A 17,847-nucleotide genomic window follows, 5' to 3' on the forward strand; every position below is an offset into this window, starting at 1 on the left:
TCACCAACCTCCCACAACACCGGTTCCGTCGAAGTCTTTCGATTCCGGCTTCGAGGCCGGTAGTTCGCACGTTCCACCTGCGGTGAATCCGCCGAATCCAGTCGAACGCGACTTCAGGAATCGAATGTCGATATACCTGAGGAATTGAATTCGATGCGAACAGCGTCCCTCGATGTGTTTTTCCAGACAGCAGTGCCCGTATGATTTCTTAGAGCCGCACGGGCAGGGATCATCACGGAGCGACCTGATATCTCCGAGGCATTTCGGACATCGTATCGCCACAGGCGAGACTCTCGCTTTGCAGTGCGGACAAGCACGTCGTCTGCGATTGAGCGTGTTTGAATAAAGGATTACCATCACTATTGCAATCGGTATAAGCCACAGGTACAAGAGGCGATTCGGTTTCTCTATTTCGGTAGGCAGGGTTCGCACAGCCTGCACCAGACCGTTCAGAAAGTCTCTGCGCTCAAAAGCAGGCTTGAGTATGAGATCTATGATATAACCGAAATGCGCATCGCTGAGTAGATTCTCTACATCCGTACCCGCCTGGAAGTGAAATGTCGTGTCCTGTTTCACAACCAGCAACAGAATCCCATCCTTGCGACCCTCGTGACCGATATTCCAGACCTGGAGAATAGCCCTCGAAAATGTCTCGATTTTCTGGCCGTCGAGTGACGGTGTGGTTAGAATGACCAGAAAGAAGTCATTGCTGCTATTGACAGCCTTGACTTCATAGGTCAGCTCAAGAAGCTGGGCGCCGTCAAGGAAGTTCGCATCGTCAACCACCAGCGGGCCGTCATACGCGGCGATAGCTGACTGGCTCGCGAGCAGCCAAGCAATGCAAAATGCGAACCCGAGAATCTTCAAGAAGGCCTCCCGTTATCCGATGATTATACCACTGCACGACTGCATCTTCAAGACAAAAAGACAGGGAATGACGGTCATTATTAATCACCTGTGGAGAGAAATTGCCAAGCGGTTACTTTCTCCGCTTGCTGGAAGAACAGCAGTGGAACTGCAGGAAGTAGTCGAAGGCATCGTTTCTGAGTGCAGATTCGTTAAGAGAGTATATCTTTTTCTGCCCCTGACGCTCAACATTTACCAGCCCCGCCTTCTTAAGCACGAAGAGGTGTCGGGATATTGTCGGCTGAGTGAGAAGGAAAAAATCGACAATTTCATTTACTGATCGAGGGCGAGCCTCCAGCATCAAAAGGATCCTCAGGCGCGTCTCGTCAGACAGAGCACGAAACACACTTGCGCATTTCTCGGAATCGCTCTGATCTTTTGTGACTCTGCTCGCCATCACTCTCCCTGCCATGTCGTGCCGACATATCCTCCAATTCACAAGAAGCATTTTCGCAGGGCAATTGGCAAGAGTTTTTGATGTACTCCGGGATCGCAACAGCTCATTTCCGCGTGGTCAGAAAGTTTTGATTTGACAATTCTACCCACGGGATCATAATTAGGCGCGTCATCATTACCGGGAAAGGCAAGCTCATGGATCAGGCATTCGCCGGCATAGACCTTGGCGGCACAAACATCAAGTATGGACTTTGCGCTGAGGATGGATCGATTCTTGCCTTCAGTACAGCTCCCGCAAGAGCAGGAGAGGGCCCGGAGAAACTCCTGCGGAGAATCAGAGACTGCGCTCGCGAACTACTCTCGATAGCCTCCGAGAAGAGCTTGGTCGTGCGGCACATTGGGCTGGGAACTCCCGGAACGGTCGACATCTCCACCGGGGAAATCTCAGGCATGGCGCCGAATATCCCGGGATGGAAAGGATGCCGCCCAGGTCAATATCTCGAATCCGAACTCGGCCTGCCCATCCATGCGGAAAACGACGCCAACGCAATGGTGCTGGCGGAGTACCTTTTCGGAGCCGCTGTGGGAACCAGCTCGGTAATCGCCGCTACTGTCGGGACAGGCATCGGCGGGGGTATAATCATAGACAGCAAATTGGTGCGCGGGGCTACCGGCGCTGCAGCCGAATTCGGTCACGCCTCTATTGTGCTCGATGGTCAACTGTGTGCCTGTGGCAAGCCAGGCTGCCTGGAAGCATACGCCGCCTCCGGGAATCTCATCAGGATCGCCGAGAGTATGACACGGGACGCCCGGGAAAAGTCGATATTGGCGGCGGAACTGCGGCAAATCGGTAATCTCACAATTGAGACGATTTTCGAGGCCCTTAATGAGGGTGCCGATCCAATCGCCGAGGCGGCAGTCAGGAAGTCGGCCGATTACCTCGCGGCAGGGTTAGCATCGATTGTCACAATTCTCAACCCTGAGATGGTTGTAATCGGAGGTGGGATTGCGGATGCGGGTGGCAGCAAATATATCGAAATTGTCAGGCGCGGGATTCTCGATCGGGCGATAGAACCATGCGCCAGAAATCTACGGGTCGAAAGAGCGGTGCTGGGCAACAAGGCGGGATTCATCGGAGCCGCCCTGCTTGGCGAGCAGATATGATATATGCATACACGTCAATATAACGCCACATATATACTAGCCAGAGTTTCAGCTTGCACGCATTGAACTCCAATGTGTTATGCCGATTGCTGCGCCTGTGGAACCCATAGAATGCCAGGTTTCCGGACGCTTGCCAATCCTTCCGGTGTCGATCTCCAAACCATATATATGCATGATATGGCATATATCATTTGAACCGCCAGCGCTCAGTTATTCTAAGGCGGGTTATTCCAAGTGGTTATCAGAGAGTCGTGGACTGGGGAATGCAACTACGAGATTGGATAGGGGAGGCTGGCTGTCGGCCCACATTGATATATGCATTACTATGTATGTATATTCTGTACCCGTTTTGTCGGGGCTGACTAAGGCGGCAGCCAGCCAAGTGCAGCAGCAACAAAGTGGATATTTCGCTTGCTTTGCGGAGGGAATGTTATTTTTTTGTACGTCATTAATGTTGTGCAGTAGATGATTCGGAAAAGCTTGTAATATGTTGTTGGGAGGAGAGAAAATGAAACGGTTTGTGATGGGCGCTTTGATTCTTTCGATCTGTTTTGCGGCAGTGGGCTTCGCGCAGGAGGCTGACACAGTTGAGGTTAGAGAGGCCAGGTTCGTATTTGACGATCCTGTGGGGCGGAATATCGTGACTTTTTCATCTCATGCCCCTTTAGAGACAGTCATAGGCAGGACATCCGCTCTCTACGGTCATCTGTTTCTGAATCTTGATTCGTTGTCGGAGAAGACGGAGGCCTATTTTGAGTGCGATCTCTCGACTCTTGCGACCGGGGTGCGCGACAGAGACGCCGATATGCTGTCAGACAAGTATCTGGCGGTTGATAGCTTCCCGACAGCCACCTTTAAGTTGTTGACAATAAAGAAAACAGACTTTGAAGTGCTTAATAATGAAGGCCAGGTCATTCTGAGCGGCAGGGGAGAGTTCAATCTTCGTGGAGTTCTCGACACCGTGAATGTCGAAGCTACATTGACCTACTTCAAAGAAAACAAGGTGACCGCTACGCGTCTGCCGGGCGACATACTCAAGCTGAAGGCAGACTTCGACATAAGAATGTCTAATTACGGCATCAAAATTCCGGACACTGCCTTTCTCATGCTGGACGACCGGATTCATGTCGAGATCAATGCTTTTGGAGCGACGGGCGTTCAGCCTATAGACAGGAATGCTCCTGCTGCGATGCCAGTCGAGATGCCGGTCGAGGAGCCTGCCGACAAGGCAGTTAAAGGGGAGTAGGGCTGGATACGAATACACACAGCCACTAGAGATATAGAAAAGTGAGACAGCCCGGCGTTAGTCGGGCTGTTTTTCATAACCTTGCGAAGTTCGATCATTGGTGATTTCTTCGCATTTTCCGTAATATTTTCCTTGACAAGATCAACATATTCGTTATCTTGGAACTGTCTAGGGAATTGTATTCATAGTGTTCTGTAACAAAAAAGCCTTCTTAAAGATCTGAGTTTATTAGAACTTCGTGTTTTGATGAACATCCCGTAAATTTACCTACATATTCCAGATAGGACAAACTTGGCGTACCTACTGTTAGCGACATGTAGGCATTTTAAACGCCGGAAGGCGTTATCCCGAGGGGGAAAGCTCGAAAGTTAAGATTCCACCTTTTGCTTGGGACTTAACGGATGAAAACTAAAATTCGAAGGAGCATTGTAATGAAGCAAAAAAATCTAAGCGTTCTTACTTTGCTGGCCTCGTTAATGCTTCTTATCTTCTCTGGTTCCGCTTTTGCTGCGACGGGAGTCACGTTTGTAAACAAGACGCTCATCCACGACTGCGTGGATACGCTGACTGTAAATGTGACTGCTGACGACGCTATCAGTTGTTTCGACATGGTAGCTGAGATAGCAACCGCCACTGGAGGAGCCTTTGGAACACTCACCGAAGTCATCTTGAACTACGGCGACGATTCCGACATATCTATGGTCAATGGCTCTCCTGATGACGTTTTCCGTTTCTATGGCTGTAATCTTGGTGGCGGCGATGTAATACCTGCCGGCACCGACGTTCTCGCAAAGCTGGTTGTAACCGTCAGTACTGACCTCGGTACATTCACCATCGACGAATCGTCGATAGTTGGAGGTTCTTGTGGTGTGTATGGTGCGGTGCCCGGTTTTGTGAGCGGATGCAGCTTCACAGCTCTGACCGTCAACGCTGGCACGTATACGGTGATCAATAATGATCCGTACTTCACGAACTGCCCAACGTTGATAAGCACGACGTGCGCAGCCGGCACGATTTCCTACAACTTCGATGCCACTGATGACGATTGCGGAACCACGCTGACATATTCACTTGGTACTGGTACCGGTGGCGGCATCAACGTCAACACCGGAATGTATCAGATCAATGTGAGCCAGATGTGCGGTAACTACAGCTTCCAAATCATCGTAACAGACGAGCATGGCGCCACGGCGGCATGCAACTTCGATCTGTTCGTTGACGACGTAGCCCCGCACTTCACTGCTTGCCCGACGGACGGAAGCATCACCTCGCTGTTGTGGGGATACTTGGCTTCCGGTTCAGTTGATGCCGAAGATCCTGACTTGTGCCCAGCTACGCTGGAATACACAATGTGCGGAATCAGCGGCCCCGGAGTATTCCCGGGCACGTTCAACCTGGACAGTGGCAATGGTGACTGGTCCTGGCAGACTGAGGAACTTCCAGAATATGTTGGCACTTGGGAGATCTGCATAGAAGTTAGCGACGGTTGCAAAAGTGCACAGTGCACTTTTGAAATCACTGTTTTGCCGACATATCGTGTCTTGATTGAGAAGGTACATGATCAGTACCAGGGTCATTATACCGAAGTAGAAGTGTCACTCACTGACATTACGGACTTCATCGGCGGTTTTGACTTCTTGATCTCTTACGATGCATCGGCTCTTACATTCATGGAAGCCACAATTGGCGTAGCACTCGTCAATGACTGCGATTGGGAGTACTTCACCTATCGCGCCGGCCAATGCAGCGGCCCCTGCCCTTCAGGACTCGTTCGCATCGTCGGTATGGCTGAAATGAACAATGGACCGCATCACCCGAGCTGTTTCAGCCAGGGTCCGATCGTACTTGCCACTCTGAAGTTCTACGTGACGAACGACAGAACTTTTGACTGCATGTTTGTTCCGGTCGGCTTCTACTGGCTCGACTGCGGTGACAACACTATCTCCGGCGTATCCGGTGATACATTGTGGGTATCCCGCTATGTGTACGGATATGACGATCCACCGTATCTGCTCGACCCAGCCGAGAATCAATTTGTTGCCGGATGGCAGTCAATAATCCCAGCAATCGACTGTGATGCTGACCCTGACGGCGATGGTCCGAAGCTCGGTCCGCTCGTTGGTATCGATTTCTGGGGCGGCGGTGTTGATATCGCCTGTGCAGATTCTATCGATGCTCGCGGCGACCTTAACCTTAACGAAGTCGCCAACGAGATCGCGGACGCGGTACTCTACACCAACTACTTCATTTATGGCTTGGGCGTATTTAATCCGCTCACAATTGAAGGACAGATTGCTGCTTCCGACGTGAATGCCGACGGTCGCATTCTGACGGTTGGTGACCTTGTGTACCTGACCCGTGTCATCACAGGCGACGCTCTTCCGTACCCGAAACTCACTCCATACGCAACTTCAGTTGATGTAATTGTTGAGCGCGTAGGTAGTGATTTGACGGTCGGTACGTCGTCGAGTGTTGATATCGGTGCCGCGCACTTCGTATTCAGTGTGGATGGCAACGTTACGGTGACCTCGCTTGTCAATGGCATGAACATCCTTAGTGATGTCGTTGATGGCGAACTCCGGGTACTGGTCTATGATATCGGCTCCGGCAGAATCAACGCCGGTGCAAACGAGTTGATCAGCATTACTTCAGATGGCAACGTCGAACTCGTAGAGACCAACTTCTCTGACTACTACGGAAATCTTATGACTACGAATACTTCGGCAAAAGTCTTGCCGAGTAACTTCGCACTCAACCAGAACTTCCCGAACCCGTTCAACCCCTCTACGGAAATCTCGATCGATGTTCCAGGTCAATCTGACTGGAAACTTGACATCTACAACGTAACCGGTCAGCTCATCGAGAGCTTCTCCGGATACACAGCTGGTGGTCGCGTCATAGTGACGTGGGATGCCGGCACTGCTGCCAGTGGTATCTACTTCTACAAAGCTACCGTTGGTCAGTATACCGATGTCAAGAAGATGGTTCTGATGAAGTAAAGAATCAGATCAGCTTCATATAAGAGAGGTCTCGGAAGAGACCTCTCTTTTTTGTTTAGATCGCCACGTCGCTTCGCTCCTCGCGATGACAGGTTTTGCGATGCGGTAGTGAGGAGATCCTGACACGATCCCGTAAACCGCGATCACAGATCGCGGCCACACGGATGTTCTCGCGCCGTCAGGATTCCTGCCCGCACCGGTCTCCTCCGTTTTTGTTGACATGCTCCTCTGCCGCAGATAGTATTCGATCAGGTAAGGAGGCGGATAATGAAAAAAGCGTATATTCTTCTTATAGCTGTGTTGGTTGTTGTAGTTCTGGGATTCACGTATGCGAGGAGCTATCTCAGCCGTCTCGAATCGGAGGACATCAGGATAAAGCAGCGAATCAGCCAAACGCAGCTTATGGACAGCCTGCGCACAACATATCAGTCGATGGCCAGAGAGACCAGTGCAGAACTGCAGCGGCGCTATGACAGCCTCGCCGATGAAAGCACTGTACTGATCTATGCTCTTGAATCGCAGCTCAATCTCATATTGTATCCTGAACTGGATCCGATTGCTGGAGGAGATACTGCAGATGTCGGCGCCACAAATGTCTCAGGGAATGACACATCAGCCACAGTCGAATCGGCTGATATCATCACACCTGCCGAATATGAGATTTATCTGACGTACCTGGAGAAGTCTGTTGCACTTCCCAAGGATCTGTCATCATACGAGAGAAAAGTGGCGGTCAGGGATATCAAGAATACTCTAATGAGACGATTCTCCGTAGGGGATGAAGACATAGTGGCGATCCTCAAGAAATTGAGGGAGCGTCCGGATCGGGAGTCCGAGCCAGGGTAGGCATCGCAGAATCTCTGTCGGATGACTGCGTGAAAAGGCTGCGGTCAAGCATTCCGGATTAGTACCGTACTCACCTGCAACACCAGGACCATTCCGGACCTGGCAATTCAGTGAATTGCACTTATGCGGCTTTGTTACAGCCTTGATGTGCTAACTTATTCGTTCAACTGCATCGGCGACACGATCTATCAAATAATCGAACCTGGCTCATCCGCGGGTTGCACCTTAGTGTCGATACTGCGGTCGTAGGATTCGATTCGTTGCTGGCCACGCAGGATTCTATTGACTGTAGTGATAAACTGATTCGGTGCCATGCTCTGAAGCCGACAGGGAACCCAGCTCTTCTTACCGAACCACTCGGATAGTGTTAGCTCGCGCTTGGGGGACATGTTGCCTTCCTCCGTAGTACAAAGACGAAATCTCCCCATTTGCGGCGGCGTTCGAATATAGATGCGATATTTCACAGTACCATTATCAAGTTTACCCATAAATCGTGATTTGTCAAGGATTATGACGGGTTAATTGATTGACAGATTCGTCTGAGTTCGTAGATTTCGTTAAAGCAGGAGACACGGCATCTGTATGACACACCGGTCTGAACATCATTTCGCTGAGGCGATCTTCGAGAAACTCGCACTCGAGAGCCTTCCTGTGGAGCAGTCCGCGTATGCCGATACTGGAGGCGATAGCTCCATTGAGGAGATTCTGCCTAAGTACAGATCAAAGCTCAAATGGCATATTCGCAACTCCCTTTCTCCGAGGCAGAGAGAGGTAATCGGGCTGATTTTGAAGGGCAAGACCGAGAGAGAGATATCCTCAATACTTGGGGTTGCCCAACAGGTTGTTCATATTTATAAGTGGCGTGCTATTAAAATGTTACGGAAGAAGTTAGCATCGAGAGCTGTATGTCAAAAAACTAATAGTAGAAAGGGATAATTTACGCGCATCTGACACAACGCCTCTTCCGGTACCCTCGCACCGCCGATCGTGAAGTTGACTGGGAGGTGTAAAATGTTTGGGATTCGCAAAGACCTCGATTACACAAATGCGGTAGACAAGAAGATCTGGCATCCCCTCAGCCTCCAGGCCTTGCCCGCAAGGGATTTCGTCATCACCGTCAACAACATTCTCTCCGGCAAATGCGGTATGCTGACCTACCGCAGTCGAGAAATGGCGAATGGATGATTTAGCATTCGCGATTTTCTGTGCGCTTGTTCCTGATGTGCAGCTCGGCAGGATCACAGTCGAGTCTGAGCAAATGCCAGCGGCTTTCTAGTTCCAATCGGCGGTCGCCGTGTGATTTCTGTATGAGCCGGATCGCACCTTTTCTTGTGTATGCGGTCAATCAGACCGTTGAGTTGCCGAATAGTACATAGAGGACTCATGTTGCTCGAGAGCGCAATGTTGAAGCCATTATTGGATAAGACACATCGGTCGGGATTGTAGTCGCCGTAACCCCAAGTTTGCCTTGACATTTCGGACATTCTTGGTATATTAATATGTTGAAGGGTTTTCTACCACATAGAGTCAACACGGTGAATTAGTGACAGATACTTATCACATTAAGCTGCTGGCAAACGTGGCGTTTGCCGGTCTTCTGCTGTTAATCTCTCCCGTAATGCTTACTGCTTCGCAGCCTGGTGTGTTGTCCCGGCTCCAGAATGAGTACGAGGGTGGGAAGCTCGATCGAGAGCAGTACTACCTTCGTCTGGCGCAATCCGTACTCAGTCCGGAGTCGTTGCCGTCCCAATATGTCGATGATACCGCTGTTCCCGCGAAGTGTGGCACTCATGTAATGTCGGAGATCCAGAGAGAGTGGGATACATTTTCCCCTGAGCTTCAGATGATGCTTTCGGCGCTCGATACCAGACCGAACACGCAGTTCCAATACGTGTCACCGGATGGCTTCTTCCGATTGCACTACGATACTGTCACTGGAGGAGCCAGTCCTCCGGTTTCGACCGAAGATGCCGACTCCAGTTCCGTTCCGGATTTCATCGAGAACATGGCGACATACGCTGACTCGGCCTGGAGGCAGATAGTAGCAAATTATGGTTATCACACGCCGCCGTCGGATGGCACGTTAGGCGGTGACAGCCTGTACGATCTCTACTTCGATCATTTCCAGTTTTATGGAGTGACGAACGGTGATAACGCCGGACCGGAGCCCTGGGATGATTATTCATCGCACATAGTACTGCACCACACCTTTCTGAACTTCCCTCCGAATCAGGATGCTGACGGCAATCAGAAGGGTTCGATGAAGGTGGCGATCGCGCATGAGCTCTACCATGCAGTTCAGTTCTATTATGATGCGTTTATGGCTAGTTGGTGGATGGAGTGTACCGCTGTATGGATGGAGGATGAGGTATATCCCGCGACCAATGACAACTACAACTACTTCGATGAGTTCTGGCCCGTACCGCAGCTATCCCTTTTGGATGAATCGGATTTTCAGCATATGTACGGATCGTTTGTCTGGCCGAAGTATCTCACACAGAATTACGGAATCGATTTTCCCAGGATTGTCCTTGACTCGATGGCGAAACCGGTGTCATCGCTGATGTCGGTGCTGCAGATTGTTCTGCAATCCGATGGCACGACGCTTTACAACTCGTTCAGCGATTTCCTGCACTGGAATTACATGACCGGCAGCCGAGCAAATGGACTCTATTATGAGGATGCCTCGGACTATCCTGAGATCGCAGTACTGAAAAGACACACTGTTCTGCCGTCATTAGATAATTGGAGCCTCGCGGCGCCCTACGCGCTGGGCAGCAACTACATTGAAGTCACCAACGATTCTTCTCACGTCGGTTTGCTTGTTTTTTCAATGGACACTACTTATTCCGCGCAGTGGGGAATGGCGTTGATCACACTGGATTCCGCCGGAGTCTACTTGTTCAGACGAGCTACTGCATCTGAGGCAGCTTCAAAGAAGATCTGCGTTACCATTCACAATTATCAGTCATTGGTCTTCATTCTGTACGTGAAGGGCAGCTCCTACAGCGGTCCCTTCGTATACGAGTATAATCTCTATTTCCGACCGATCGGGGATGCAGATGGCTCGGAGGCAGTCGATATCGACGATGTCACCTGGCTGCTGGCCTACATTTTCAGTGGTGGTCCTGAGTCGATACCTGTAGAGGCATCAGATGCAGACTGCTCAGGATATATCGATATCGACGATGTGGTCTATCTGATCGCATACATATTTACAGGCGGTCCCCCGCCATGTGGTGAGGGACAACCCTAAGTTCCACTCCGATTCACCTCCGCACACTGCACAGTCTTAGCCCCAGGCTGGACCATTTCACCCTCTTTTTTGTTGACTGAAGTGAGATGCACGATATCATTCTCGCCGAGGTGGTATACTATGTCTGAAGGCAAGATCGGCAAATACGAATTGATCGAGAAGCGCGGCGAGGGCGGATTTGGCGTCCTCTACAAAGCGATGGATTCCATGATTGATCGCGTAGTCGCGCTGAAAGTGCTCCACCCTCAGTACGCCTCAAATGAGCGGCTTTCCGCATGGTTCAGGCGAGAGGCTAAGGCGATGGCGCGCTTGAGCCATCCCAATATTGTCATAATTCACAATTTCGAGATCGAGGGAGACCGTCATTTCATCGTGATGGAATATGTTGAGGGCACTGACCTCGACGAAGAGCTCAAGGCAGGTCACGCATTCGAGATTGATGATGCGATTCGGATCACGACTCAGATGGTGGATGCGTTCGGTTACGCTCATGAAAATGGAATAATCCATCGCGACATAAAACCATCTAATGTCATGCTTGATACTTCCCGCAGAGTGAAGATCACGGATTTTGGCATTGCGAAGATTCTCGGCGATTCAAAGCTGACCAAGACCGGCACCGGAGTCGGGAGTATCCATTACATGTCTCCCGAGCAGGTCGAAGGCAATCCAGTGGATAAACGTACCGACATCTACTCGCTTGGGATAACACTTTACCAGATGCTGGTCGGAAAAGTGCCGTTTGCTGATGATTCTGAATTTGTCGTAATGAGGGCTCATCTCGATCAGCCGCCAGTCCCGCCATCAGAGTTGCGGAGCGATATTCCTGCTGAGTTGAACCGAATCGTGCTCAAGATGCTCGAGAAGAAGCCGGATGACCGATATGATTCGATGGGAGCCATAGCTCGGGATCTCTCCGGACTCGGAATGGGGGCACCATCTACTCCTGTAGCAGCAGAACGGGCATCTCATTCAGACGACACAATGCCGGTAACTCCCGTATGGCAGGCTGAACCTGTCAGCATGCCTGAATCTCCGACGCCCGCGCGGAAGAGCCATGTTAAACCACTTCTATTCGGCAGCATCGGGTTGATCTCAATAGCGATCCTGGTCTACATATTCATTCTATCAGGCGGCGAGGAGCATGATACCTCGATTGATGAGGCTATTCAGCCGGTTGCCGAGTTACCGATCGCGCCTTCGGAAATGGTGGCGACACCCATATCTACTGATAAGATCGACCTCAGCTGGACTGACAACTCCAACTATGAGGTCGGATTCAGGATATTCCGGGGTACAGCAGCAGACTCGGTCGTTGAGCTGATCGCAACTTTGGGCACTGACGTTGTGAGCATGCAGGATACGGGACTGAGCGCGCGGACAACTTACTTCTATCGAGCCCATTCATTCAGTGCCGACGGAGTCTCCGAGGAGTATGCATCTGTATCCGCAACAACTCCGGGGCCCACACCTCCGCCTGTTGTGGGGAAAGGCAAACTCCTGATAGAGGTCTCTCCGTACGACTATCGCAGCAAGCCGACAATCGGCTTCGGCGGCAAGACACTCGAGTTCGACAATAATCCATTCGAAATCGGTGGAATCAAGAAGGGTTGGCATAGAGTCTCGGTGCATTTTCAGGACAAGAGCTTCTTCGAAGACATATATGTTGATAATAATACGCAGTATAGAACGTATAGATTTAATGGAGCAAGCGGCCGAGTCTCAATCGGTGCAGAGTTCATCGGTCTTGATCAGCAGCCCTGGGCGGAGATTGTGGTGGACGGTAAGCCGATAGAAAGTGGCACTCCGACAGCAATCGATCTCGTCGAGGGACCTCACTTGATTCTGGCGCGGAAGGATGGATTCGAAACTGTCGGAGACTCAAAGATCGTAAATGTCAAAGCAGGTGATAATGCAACGGTTAATTTCAAGCTGAGGCGCAAGTAACGGGAGCAGTTCAGGTTCATTTTTTTGTTGCGTTGTGGATTGACTTTGCCTAAGATCTGAATGTTTGATCACAGTCTGGAGGGATGGAGATGAGAAAGCATGTTCTAGCGAATTTGCTACTTCTGGTTCTTGCCAGTCTCGGCGCTGGCTTAGCCGTCGCACAGACGGCAACCGATGCGGAGCTTGAGGAGGCTTACAGGCTGTATCGGACAGCCCACTTCGAGGATGCCATAATCAAAACGACCGATTTGCTGACCGCAGGCAGCCTTGTCAAGAACCAGGAAGCGCGCGCTTTGCAGATTCTGAGTCTGGCGTCGATTGGCAGGGGGTATGTCGAGCAGGCGGAGGCCTATCTCAAGAAACTGATAGATCTCGATCCGGCAATTGACCTTGACCCCGACGAGTATCCTCCCCAAATAATGGCTCTCTGGTACAAGGTCCGCGAGGGAAAGCCGATCCCTGTCGACGCGCAGGGGGGCACGAGCAAGATCGAGACCATCGCCATTATGTATTTCGACAACAACTCAATCGTTGACCATGACGACCTTGATGCTCTTTCCAAAGGTCTTGCTTCGATGATGATCTATGAAGTGAAGAAAGTCTCGAACCTGGCTGTAGTTGAGAGGGATAGAATCAATTTCCTGGTCGATGAACTGAAATTGCAGCAGAGCGATCTAGTTGACAAGAGTACGGCTGTCAGAATCGGGAAGCTTGTCGGTGCTCACACCCTGCTGATGGGTGGATTCATGAAGCTTTCCAATGACCAGTTTCGAATCGATGCTCGCCTCGTGAAAGTGGAGACCGGCGAGATCATCAAGGCGGACTTCATTGAAGGCAAGCCCAAAGATGTGATGAAGCTCGAGAAGGATCTTGTTGTGAAGATTCTTGCGGATCTTGATATTGCAACGTCGGAAACAGAGACAAAAGAGATTATGAAGGGTCAAGACACGAGTTTCGATGCTCTGTATCACTACTCGCGTGGCCTTGCATACGAGGACAAGAAAGACTACATGGCGGCGCTCCAGCAATATCAAAAGGCTCTGGCGATTGCTCCAGGCTATGTTGAAGCTGAGAAGAAGATGTCGCGGCTTGAACCATTTGCCAGTCAGGGATGAGGTGGTTTATTGAGAAAGCTGATACTGTTATTCCTTACATTCGTACTGCTCATATTCACCGGTTGCGGCGCAAACCTCTACCATAAAGGGGAAAGCGCCTTCGAGAAGAAAGACTATGCCGAAGCAGTACGACTTCTTGAGGATGCTGTCGCGCAGGAACCTGGCAAGTCTGTGATCTGGCGTCAACTGGGCATTGCTTACTATCGTTCGGATCAATTTGCGAATGCCGTAGATGCTCTGAAGCAGGCCACACTGCTCGATCCGGATGATGGAGTCTCCATCCTCTATCTCGGGTTGTCGCAAGAGATTCTCGGGAATGATACCGAGGCAATCGAAGTCTATCGGACGTACTTGTCGTATCAATCGGATGCAGATTTGTCACCTCGTATTCGGCAGCGTGTGCGATATCTGTCCGATCGAAAATTGCAGGCCGAGGTCCGTGCGATTATTGAGAATGAGGACCAGATTGAAGCGGCATCGATTCCTGAAAACACTATCGGAGTACTCGGTTTTGATGCAACGACAGTTGATCCCCAATATTCAGCTCTCGGTCGAGGGCTTTCTGAGATGCTCACAACCGACCTTGCAAAGGTTCAGAGTCTGAAGGTGGTCGAAAGATTGCGACTCAACGAGATTCGCAAGGAATTGGAATTCTCTGAATCGGATATAGCTGACAAGGAGCATGCGCCGCGCCTCGGCAAGCTGATCGGCGCCGCGACTGTTGTGTCCGGTGAGATCAAGCAGCCGGAGCCGAGCGAACTTGAAGCCGAAGCGGGATTGATCAATACCTCGAAGGGGATAGCGATGTATCCGGAGGGTGTTGGCGGGAAGCTGGAGCAGTTCTTCGCAATGGAGAAGAGTCTGCTGTACAACATACTCGATGAGATGGGGTACACGCCGACCGAGGATGAGAAATTGCGACTCGATTCTCTTCCGACATCATCATTCCTGGCATTTCTGTCCTACTCTCGCGGCATGATATATGGCGACCAGGGCATGTACCGCTTAGCGGAAGCCGAGTATAACGCTGCGCTGGCAGAAGACCCTCAGTTTCAAGCTGCTGCTTCAGCGAAGGAGAATGTCACGGGGCTCGATGACTACACTGGCGAAGTGGAGCCGGCGCGAGACATCGAACCGGACATATTTGGTCTTGGGCAGGAGACAACACATTCACCAGAGGCCGGAAACGCGCTGCGTGTGGCACACGGAATGCTCGGATTCCAGGCTGATGAATCGATTCCGGAGGAGGGTGACAATCCGTTTGTTCCTCCGGCAATCATTGGAAAGGTTACGGTCACAGGATCGTTTGATCCGGAGTGATCGTAAGGGACAGGGATGTCGCACTTCACAAGAAAGATATTGCTGCTCGCTGCGGTACTCATTTTCGTCACAGGAGAGGCTGCGGCTCAGATAGTCTTTGGCTCTCCGCCGGTAGCAAGAGCCAGGATCGTCTATCAGTCATGGACTGTCGACAATGACATCACCGGCGATAAGTTTGATGTGAGCCAATGGTACTTTCCCGTTTATGGTTTTGTACCTATCGCCGAGGACTGGGAAGTTCACGTCTCTTCCGCTACAGCGGGTACTCAGAGCGATTCGTCCGGTTCGGATGTGTCAATAAACGGCCTAAACGATACGCGAATTTCTGTACTTCATTCACTATTCGATGACAGGCTTCTTCTGGGCGCAGGACTGAACATACCGACCGGCAAGGCGACTCTCGAGTTGGATCAATCGGGTCTCGGGCAGGTTCTGACTACCGATTTTCTGAATTTCCCTGCAAAGAACTATGGCGAAGGATTTGGGCTGTATCTCGAAAGTGCATACGCGAGGCAGACCGGCAAACTGACTCTCGGTGTCGGTGCCGGCTATCTGCTTAGTTCGTCTTATTCGCCGATAAGAGGTTCCGATAGCTATGATCCGGGCGACAAGTTTGTGGCCGGCGGAAATCTCGGTGTGAGCCACGATTTCGGAAATGCGTACGCATATCTGCGTTACAGTTCTTTCGGCAACAGCACACAGGACGGAATAGATGTCTACAAAATTGGCAGCATCACGGAAGTCGCATTTGGAACGACTTTTATCTATGAGCAGTTCGAATCTGATGCCGGAGTTCGACTCCTCTTTCGTCAGGCTGATTCAAGAACTGTCTCAGGAGAGCTGCTCGAATTCGAACACAAGAACTACGGTAATGACTTGAGAATATTTACCGCTCTCGGCTATCGGCTGAGGAAGGCGGGCAAGGCTTCGGTACTCATAGACTACAAAAGCATTTCCGCTAACGGCTTCGAATCGGGTGACGATGAATACGCCGGCAAAGCAAACATCTTCGGATTCGGCGCTGGCTTTGAGAAATCAGTTACGGATGAAGTTGATCTTTCAGCGAGTTTCAAGTCATTTAGCGGTTCGGCCGACGACGGGAACCTCGATCTGTCGGGTCTCGAGATCGGTCTTGCGGTGAGAGTGACGTTATGATGAGGATAGTATCTAATGCGCGCATACTGGTGATGCTAGCAGCACTTGCCTGTATTGTAGCGGCATGTTCTGAGTCTCCATCGAAACAGGAGGATGGAGTTACAGTCTCCCTGCAAATGGTGCTCCCGAAGGCGGGAGGCCTCGACCAGCTTGTCGATACAGTGCGGCTCAGAATCTTCGCCGCTGATCTGGACACGATGGCGTTCGGTCTGCCGATTATCGAAGGTGCTGTCTCAATGGCGCTGGATGTCCCTCCGGGTAGCGACAGAATCTTCGAAATGGACGCGGTTGATATCGAGGGTCGGGTTCTGTACTCAGGTGCAGATACTGTCGATATCGGCCATGGACTCGATCAGAGAGTTCATCTATTGCTCAGGCCGGTCATTCTGCTGATGCGCCTGAGCCCTTTGTATCAGGAACTGAGCGTCGGTTCCACAGGACGGATTGACGTCTGGATACACAATGTTGATTCTTTGTTTGGTGCGGCTTTCAGGCTGCTTTACGACCCAAGTCGAATTCAGCTCAACGGCTCTTCTGCAGGAGAATTTCTTGGCAGTGGAGATGACATACTCTATTTTGCTAAGGGTGTGGAGGAAGAGAGTTACTACTCTATCGGCGTGAGCAGACTTAGGCAGGAAGATGGTGCGCGCACGGGCATATCGGGCAGTGGTCGCCTGGCCTCGATCTCTTTCACCGCGCTGGTACCATCTGAAAGCGAAATATCGCTTGTGATAGTCTCAAACCGAGCTCTTCTGAAGCCGGGTGATACGCCCGTAGACGGCATTGAAGGACTCGCGCTGGATGGGGCGATCGTGCACGTGAGGGGGACTGAATGATGGAGCAAAAGCCAAAAAACAAGGTCGGCCTTATGCGCTGGTACCCGGTGGTGCTGATAGCCGGGATGTTGCTTCTCCTCGGGTTCAATGCTGCACATGGCCAGACAATTCCGGTCGGTTTATACCTATCACCCACCGGCTCTGATGCGACCGGAACGGGAGCAATCGACAACCCGTATCGCACGTTCAAGTACGCGATTTCCCAGGCCTCAGATTGGGATACCGTAGTCGCGCTGCCGGGAACCTATTTCGAGCTTGTGCAGATTAGCTTCAGTCACCCGGTTCATATTGCCGGCTATGAGGGTGCGGCGAACACGACTGTTTCGGGTGATTTCGGAGGGATAGTCTTCGACTATCAAGGCTCTCTGGATTCGCCAACGGCGAGAGTGAGTTTAATCGGCTTGACAATAACCAGAGGACAACCACACGGCGTACAAGTCGTCGAGTGGGACATCTTGATCAAAGACTGTGTCATAGAGGACTGTCAGACGGAATTGACCGAGGGTAATTTCCTTGGAGCCGGGATATATCTGCTGTTTTCTTTGGCACTGATTGATAACTGCACGGTGCAGAACAACAGAGCGACCTTTTCGGGCGATTCCGGGGGAGGAATTTGCGCTGAATACTCCGCGCCGACAATCAGGAATTGTCGCATCCTGAA

General features: G+C 51.1%; 16 protein-coding genes. 13 read left to right on the forward strand and 3 right to left on the reverse strand.

Annotation, left to right across the window (positions count from 1 at the left end; translation table 11 throughout):
- Positions 1–867 (reverse strand): TPM domain-containing protein, encoded by an 867-nt coding sequence (locus tag KKH67_11265; GenBank protein ID MBU1319758.1) that lies wholly within the window; start codon positions 865–867, stop codon positions 1–3.
- A 112-nt stretch (positions 868–979) separates the two neighbouring features.
- The gene (locus KKH67_11270; GenBank protein MBU1319759.1) at positions 980–1,303 is read right to left on the reverse strand and encodes a metalloregulator ArsR/SmtB family transcription factor; all 324 of its coding nucleotides are present in this window, start codon (positions 1,301–1,303) and stop codon (positions 980–982) included.
- Positions 1,304–1,497: 194 nt separating this feature from the next.
- Between KKH67_11270 and KKH67_11275 the strand changes: the two genes are divergently transcribed.
- The 4 genes from KKH67_11275 to KKH67_11290 all read left to right on the forward strand — a co-directional run bounded on the left by KKH67_11275 (position 1,498) and on the right by KKH67_11290 (position 7,557).
- Entirely contained in the window at positions 1,498–2,466 is a 969-nt protein-coding gene (locus KKH67_11275) for an ROK family protein (protein ID MBU1319760.1), read from the forward strand.
- 508 nt (positions 2,467–2,974) lie between these two features.
- Positions 2,975–3,712: a YceI family protein gene (locus KKH67_11280; GenBank protein MBU1319761.1), complete on the forward strand. Its 738-nt coding sequence runs from the start codon at positions 2,975–2,977 to the stop codon at positions 3,710–3,712.
- 431 nt (positions 3,713–4,143) lie between these two features.
- Entirely contained in the window at positions 4,144–6,711 is a 2,568-nt protein-coding gene (locus KKH67_11285) for a T9SS type A sorting domain-containing protein (protein ID MBU1319762.1), read from the forward strand.
- A gap of 267 nt (positions 6,712–6,978) precedes the next feature.
- A complete protein-coding gene (locus KKH67_11290; GenBank protein ID MBU1319763.1) occupies positions 6,979–7,557 on the forward strand; it encodes a hypothetical protein in 579 nt (192 codons plus the stop codon).
- A gap of 188 nt (positions 7,558–7,745) precedes the next feature.
- On the opposite strand, the gene KKH67_11295 is transcribed toward KKH67_11290, so the two are convergent.
- Positions 7,746–7,946: a hypothetical protein gene (locus KKH67_11295; protein ID MBU1319764.1), complete on the reverse strand. Its 201-nt coding sequence runs from the start codon at positions 7,944–7,946 to the stop codon at positions 7,746–7,748.
- A gap of 193 nt (positions 7,947–8,139) precedes the next feature.
- Here KKH67_11295 and KKH67_11300 point away from each other — a divergent pair, with 193 nt between their 5' ends.
- The 9 genes from KKH67_11300 to KKH67_11340 form a co-directional block, all read left to right on the forward strand.
- The gene (locus tag KKH67_11300; GenBank protein ID MBU1319765.1) at positions 8,140–8,493 is read left to right on the forward strand and encodes a LuxR family transcriptional regulator; all 354 of its coding nucleotides are present in this window, start codon (positions 8,140–8,142) and stop codon (positions 8,491–8,493) included.
- Positions 8,494–8,568: 75 nt separating this feature from the next.
- Positions 8,569–8,742, forward strand: coding sequence for a hypothetical protein (locus KKH67_11305; protein ID MBU1319766.1), 174 nt, complete (start codon positions 8,569–8,571; stop codon positions 8,740–8,742).
- A gap of 358 nt (positions 8,743–9,100) precedes the next feature.
- A complete protein-coding gene (locus tag KKH67_11310) occupies positions 9,101–10,813 on the forward strand; it encodes a hypothetical protein (protein ID MBU1319767.1) in 1,713 nt (570 codons plus the stop codon).
- A gap of 120 nt (positions 10,814–10,933) precedes the next feature.
- Entirely contained in the window at positions 10,934–12,760 is a 1,827-nt protein-coding gene (locus KKH67_11315) for a protein kinase (protein ID MBU1319768.1), read from the forward strand.
- A gap of 89 nt (positions 12,761–12,849) precedes the next feature.
- Entirely contained in the window at positions 12,850–13,875 is a 1,026-nt protein-coding gene (locus tag KKH67_11320) for a hypothetical protein (protein MBU1319769.1), read from the forward strand.
- A 9-nt stretch (positions 13,876–13,884) separates the two neighbouring features.
- Entirely contained in the window at positions 13,885–15,195 is a 1,311-nt protein-coding gene (locus KKH67_11325) for a tetratricopeptide repeat protein (GenBank protein ID MBU1319770.1), read from the forward strand.
- A 15-nt stretch (positions 15,196–15,210) separates the two neighbouring features.
- A complete protein-coding gene (locus KKH67_11330; protein ID MBU1319771.1) occupies positions 15,211–16,350 on the forward strand; it encodes a hypothetical protein in 1,140 nt (379 codons plus the stop codon).
- Positions 16,347–17,186, forward strand: a complete 840-nt coding sequence (locus KKH67_11335; GenBank protein MBU1319772.1) for a cohesin domain-containing protein — start codon at positions 16,347–16,349, stop codon at positions 17,184–17,186. Before KKH67_11330 ends, KKH67_11335 begins: the two co-directional genes overlap by 4 nt.
- Positions 17,183–17,847, forward strand: a 665-nt coding sequence (locus tag KKH67_11340) for a right-handed parallel beta-helix repeat-containing protein (GenBank protein MBU1319773.1), incomplete at its 3' end; no start/stop codon positions are given. The genes KKH67_11335 and KKH67_11340, both read left to right, overlap by 4 nt.

The organism is Candidatus Zixiibacteriota bacterium, assembly GCA_018820315.1.
Taxonomy (GTDB): domain Bacteria; phylum Zixibacteria; class MSB-5A5; order JAABVY01; family JAHJOQ01; genus JAHJOQ01.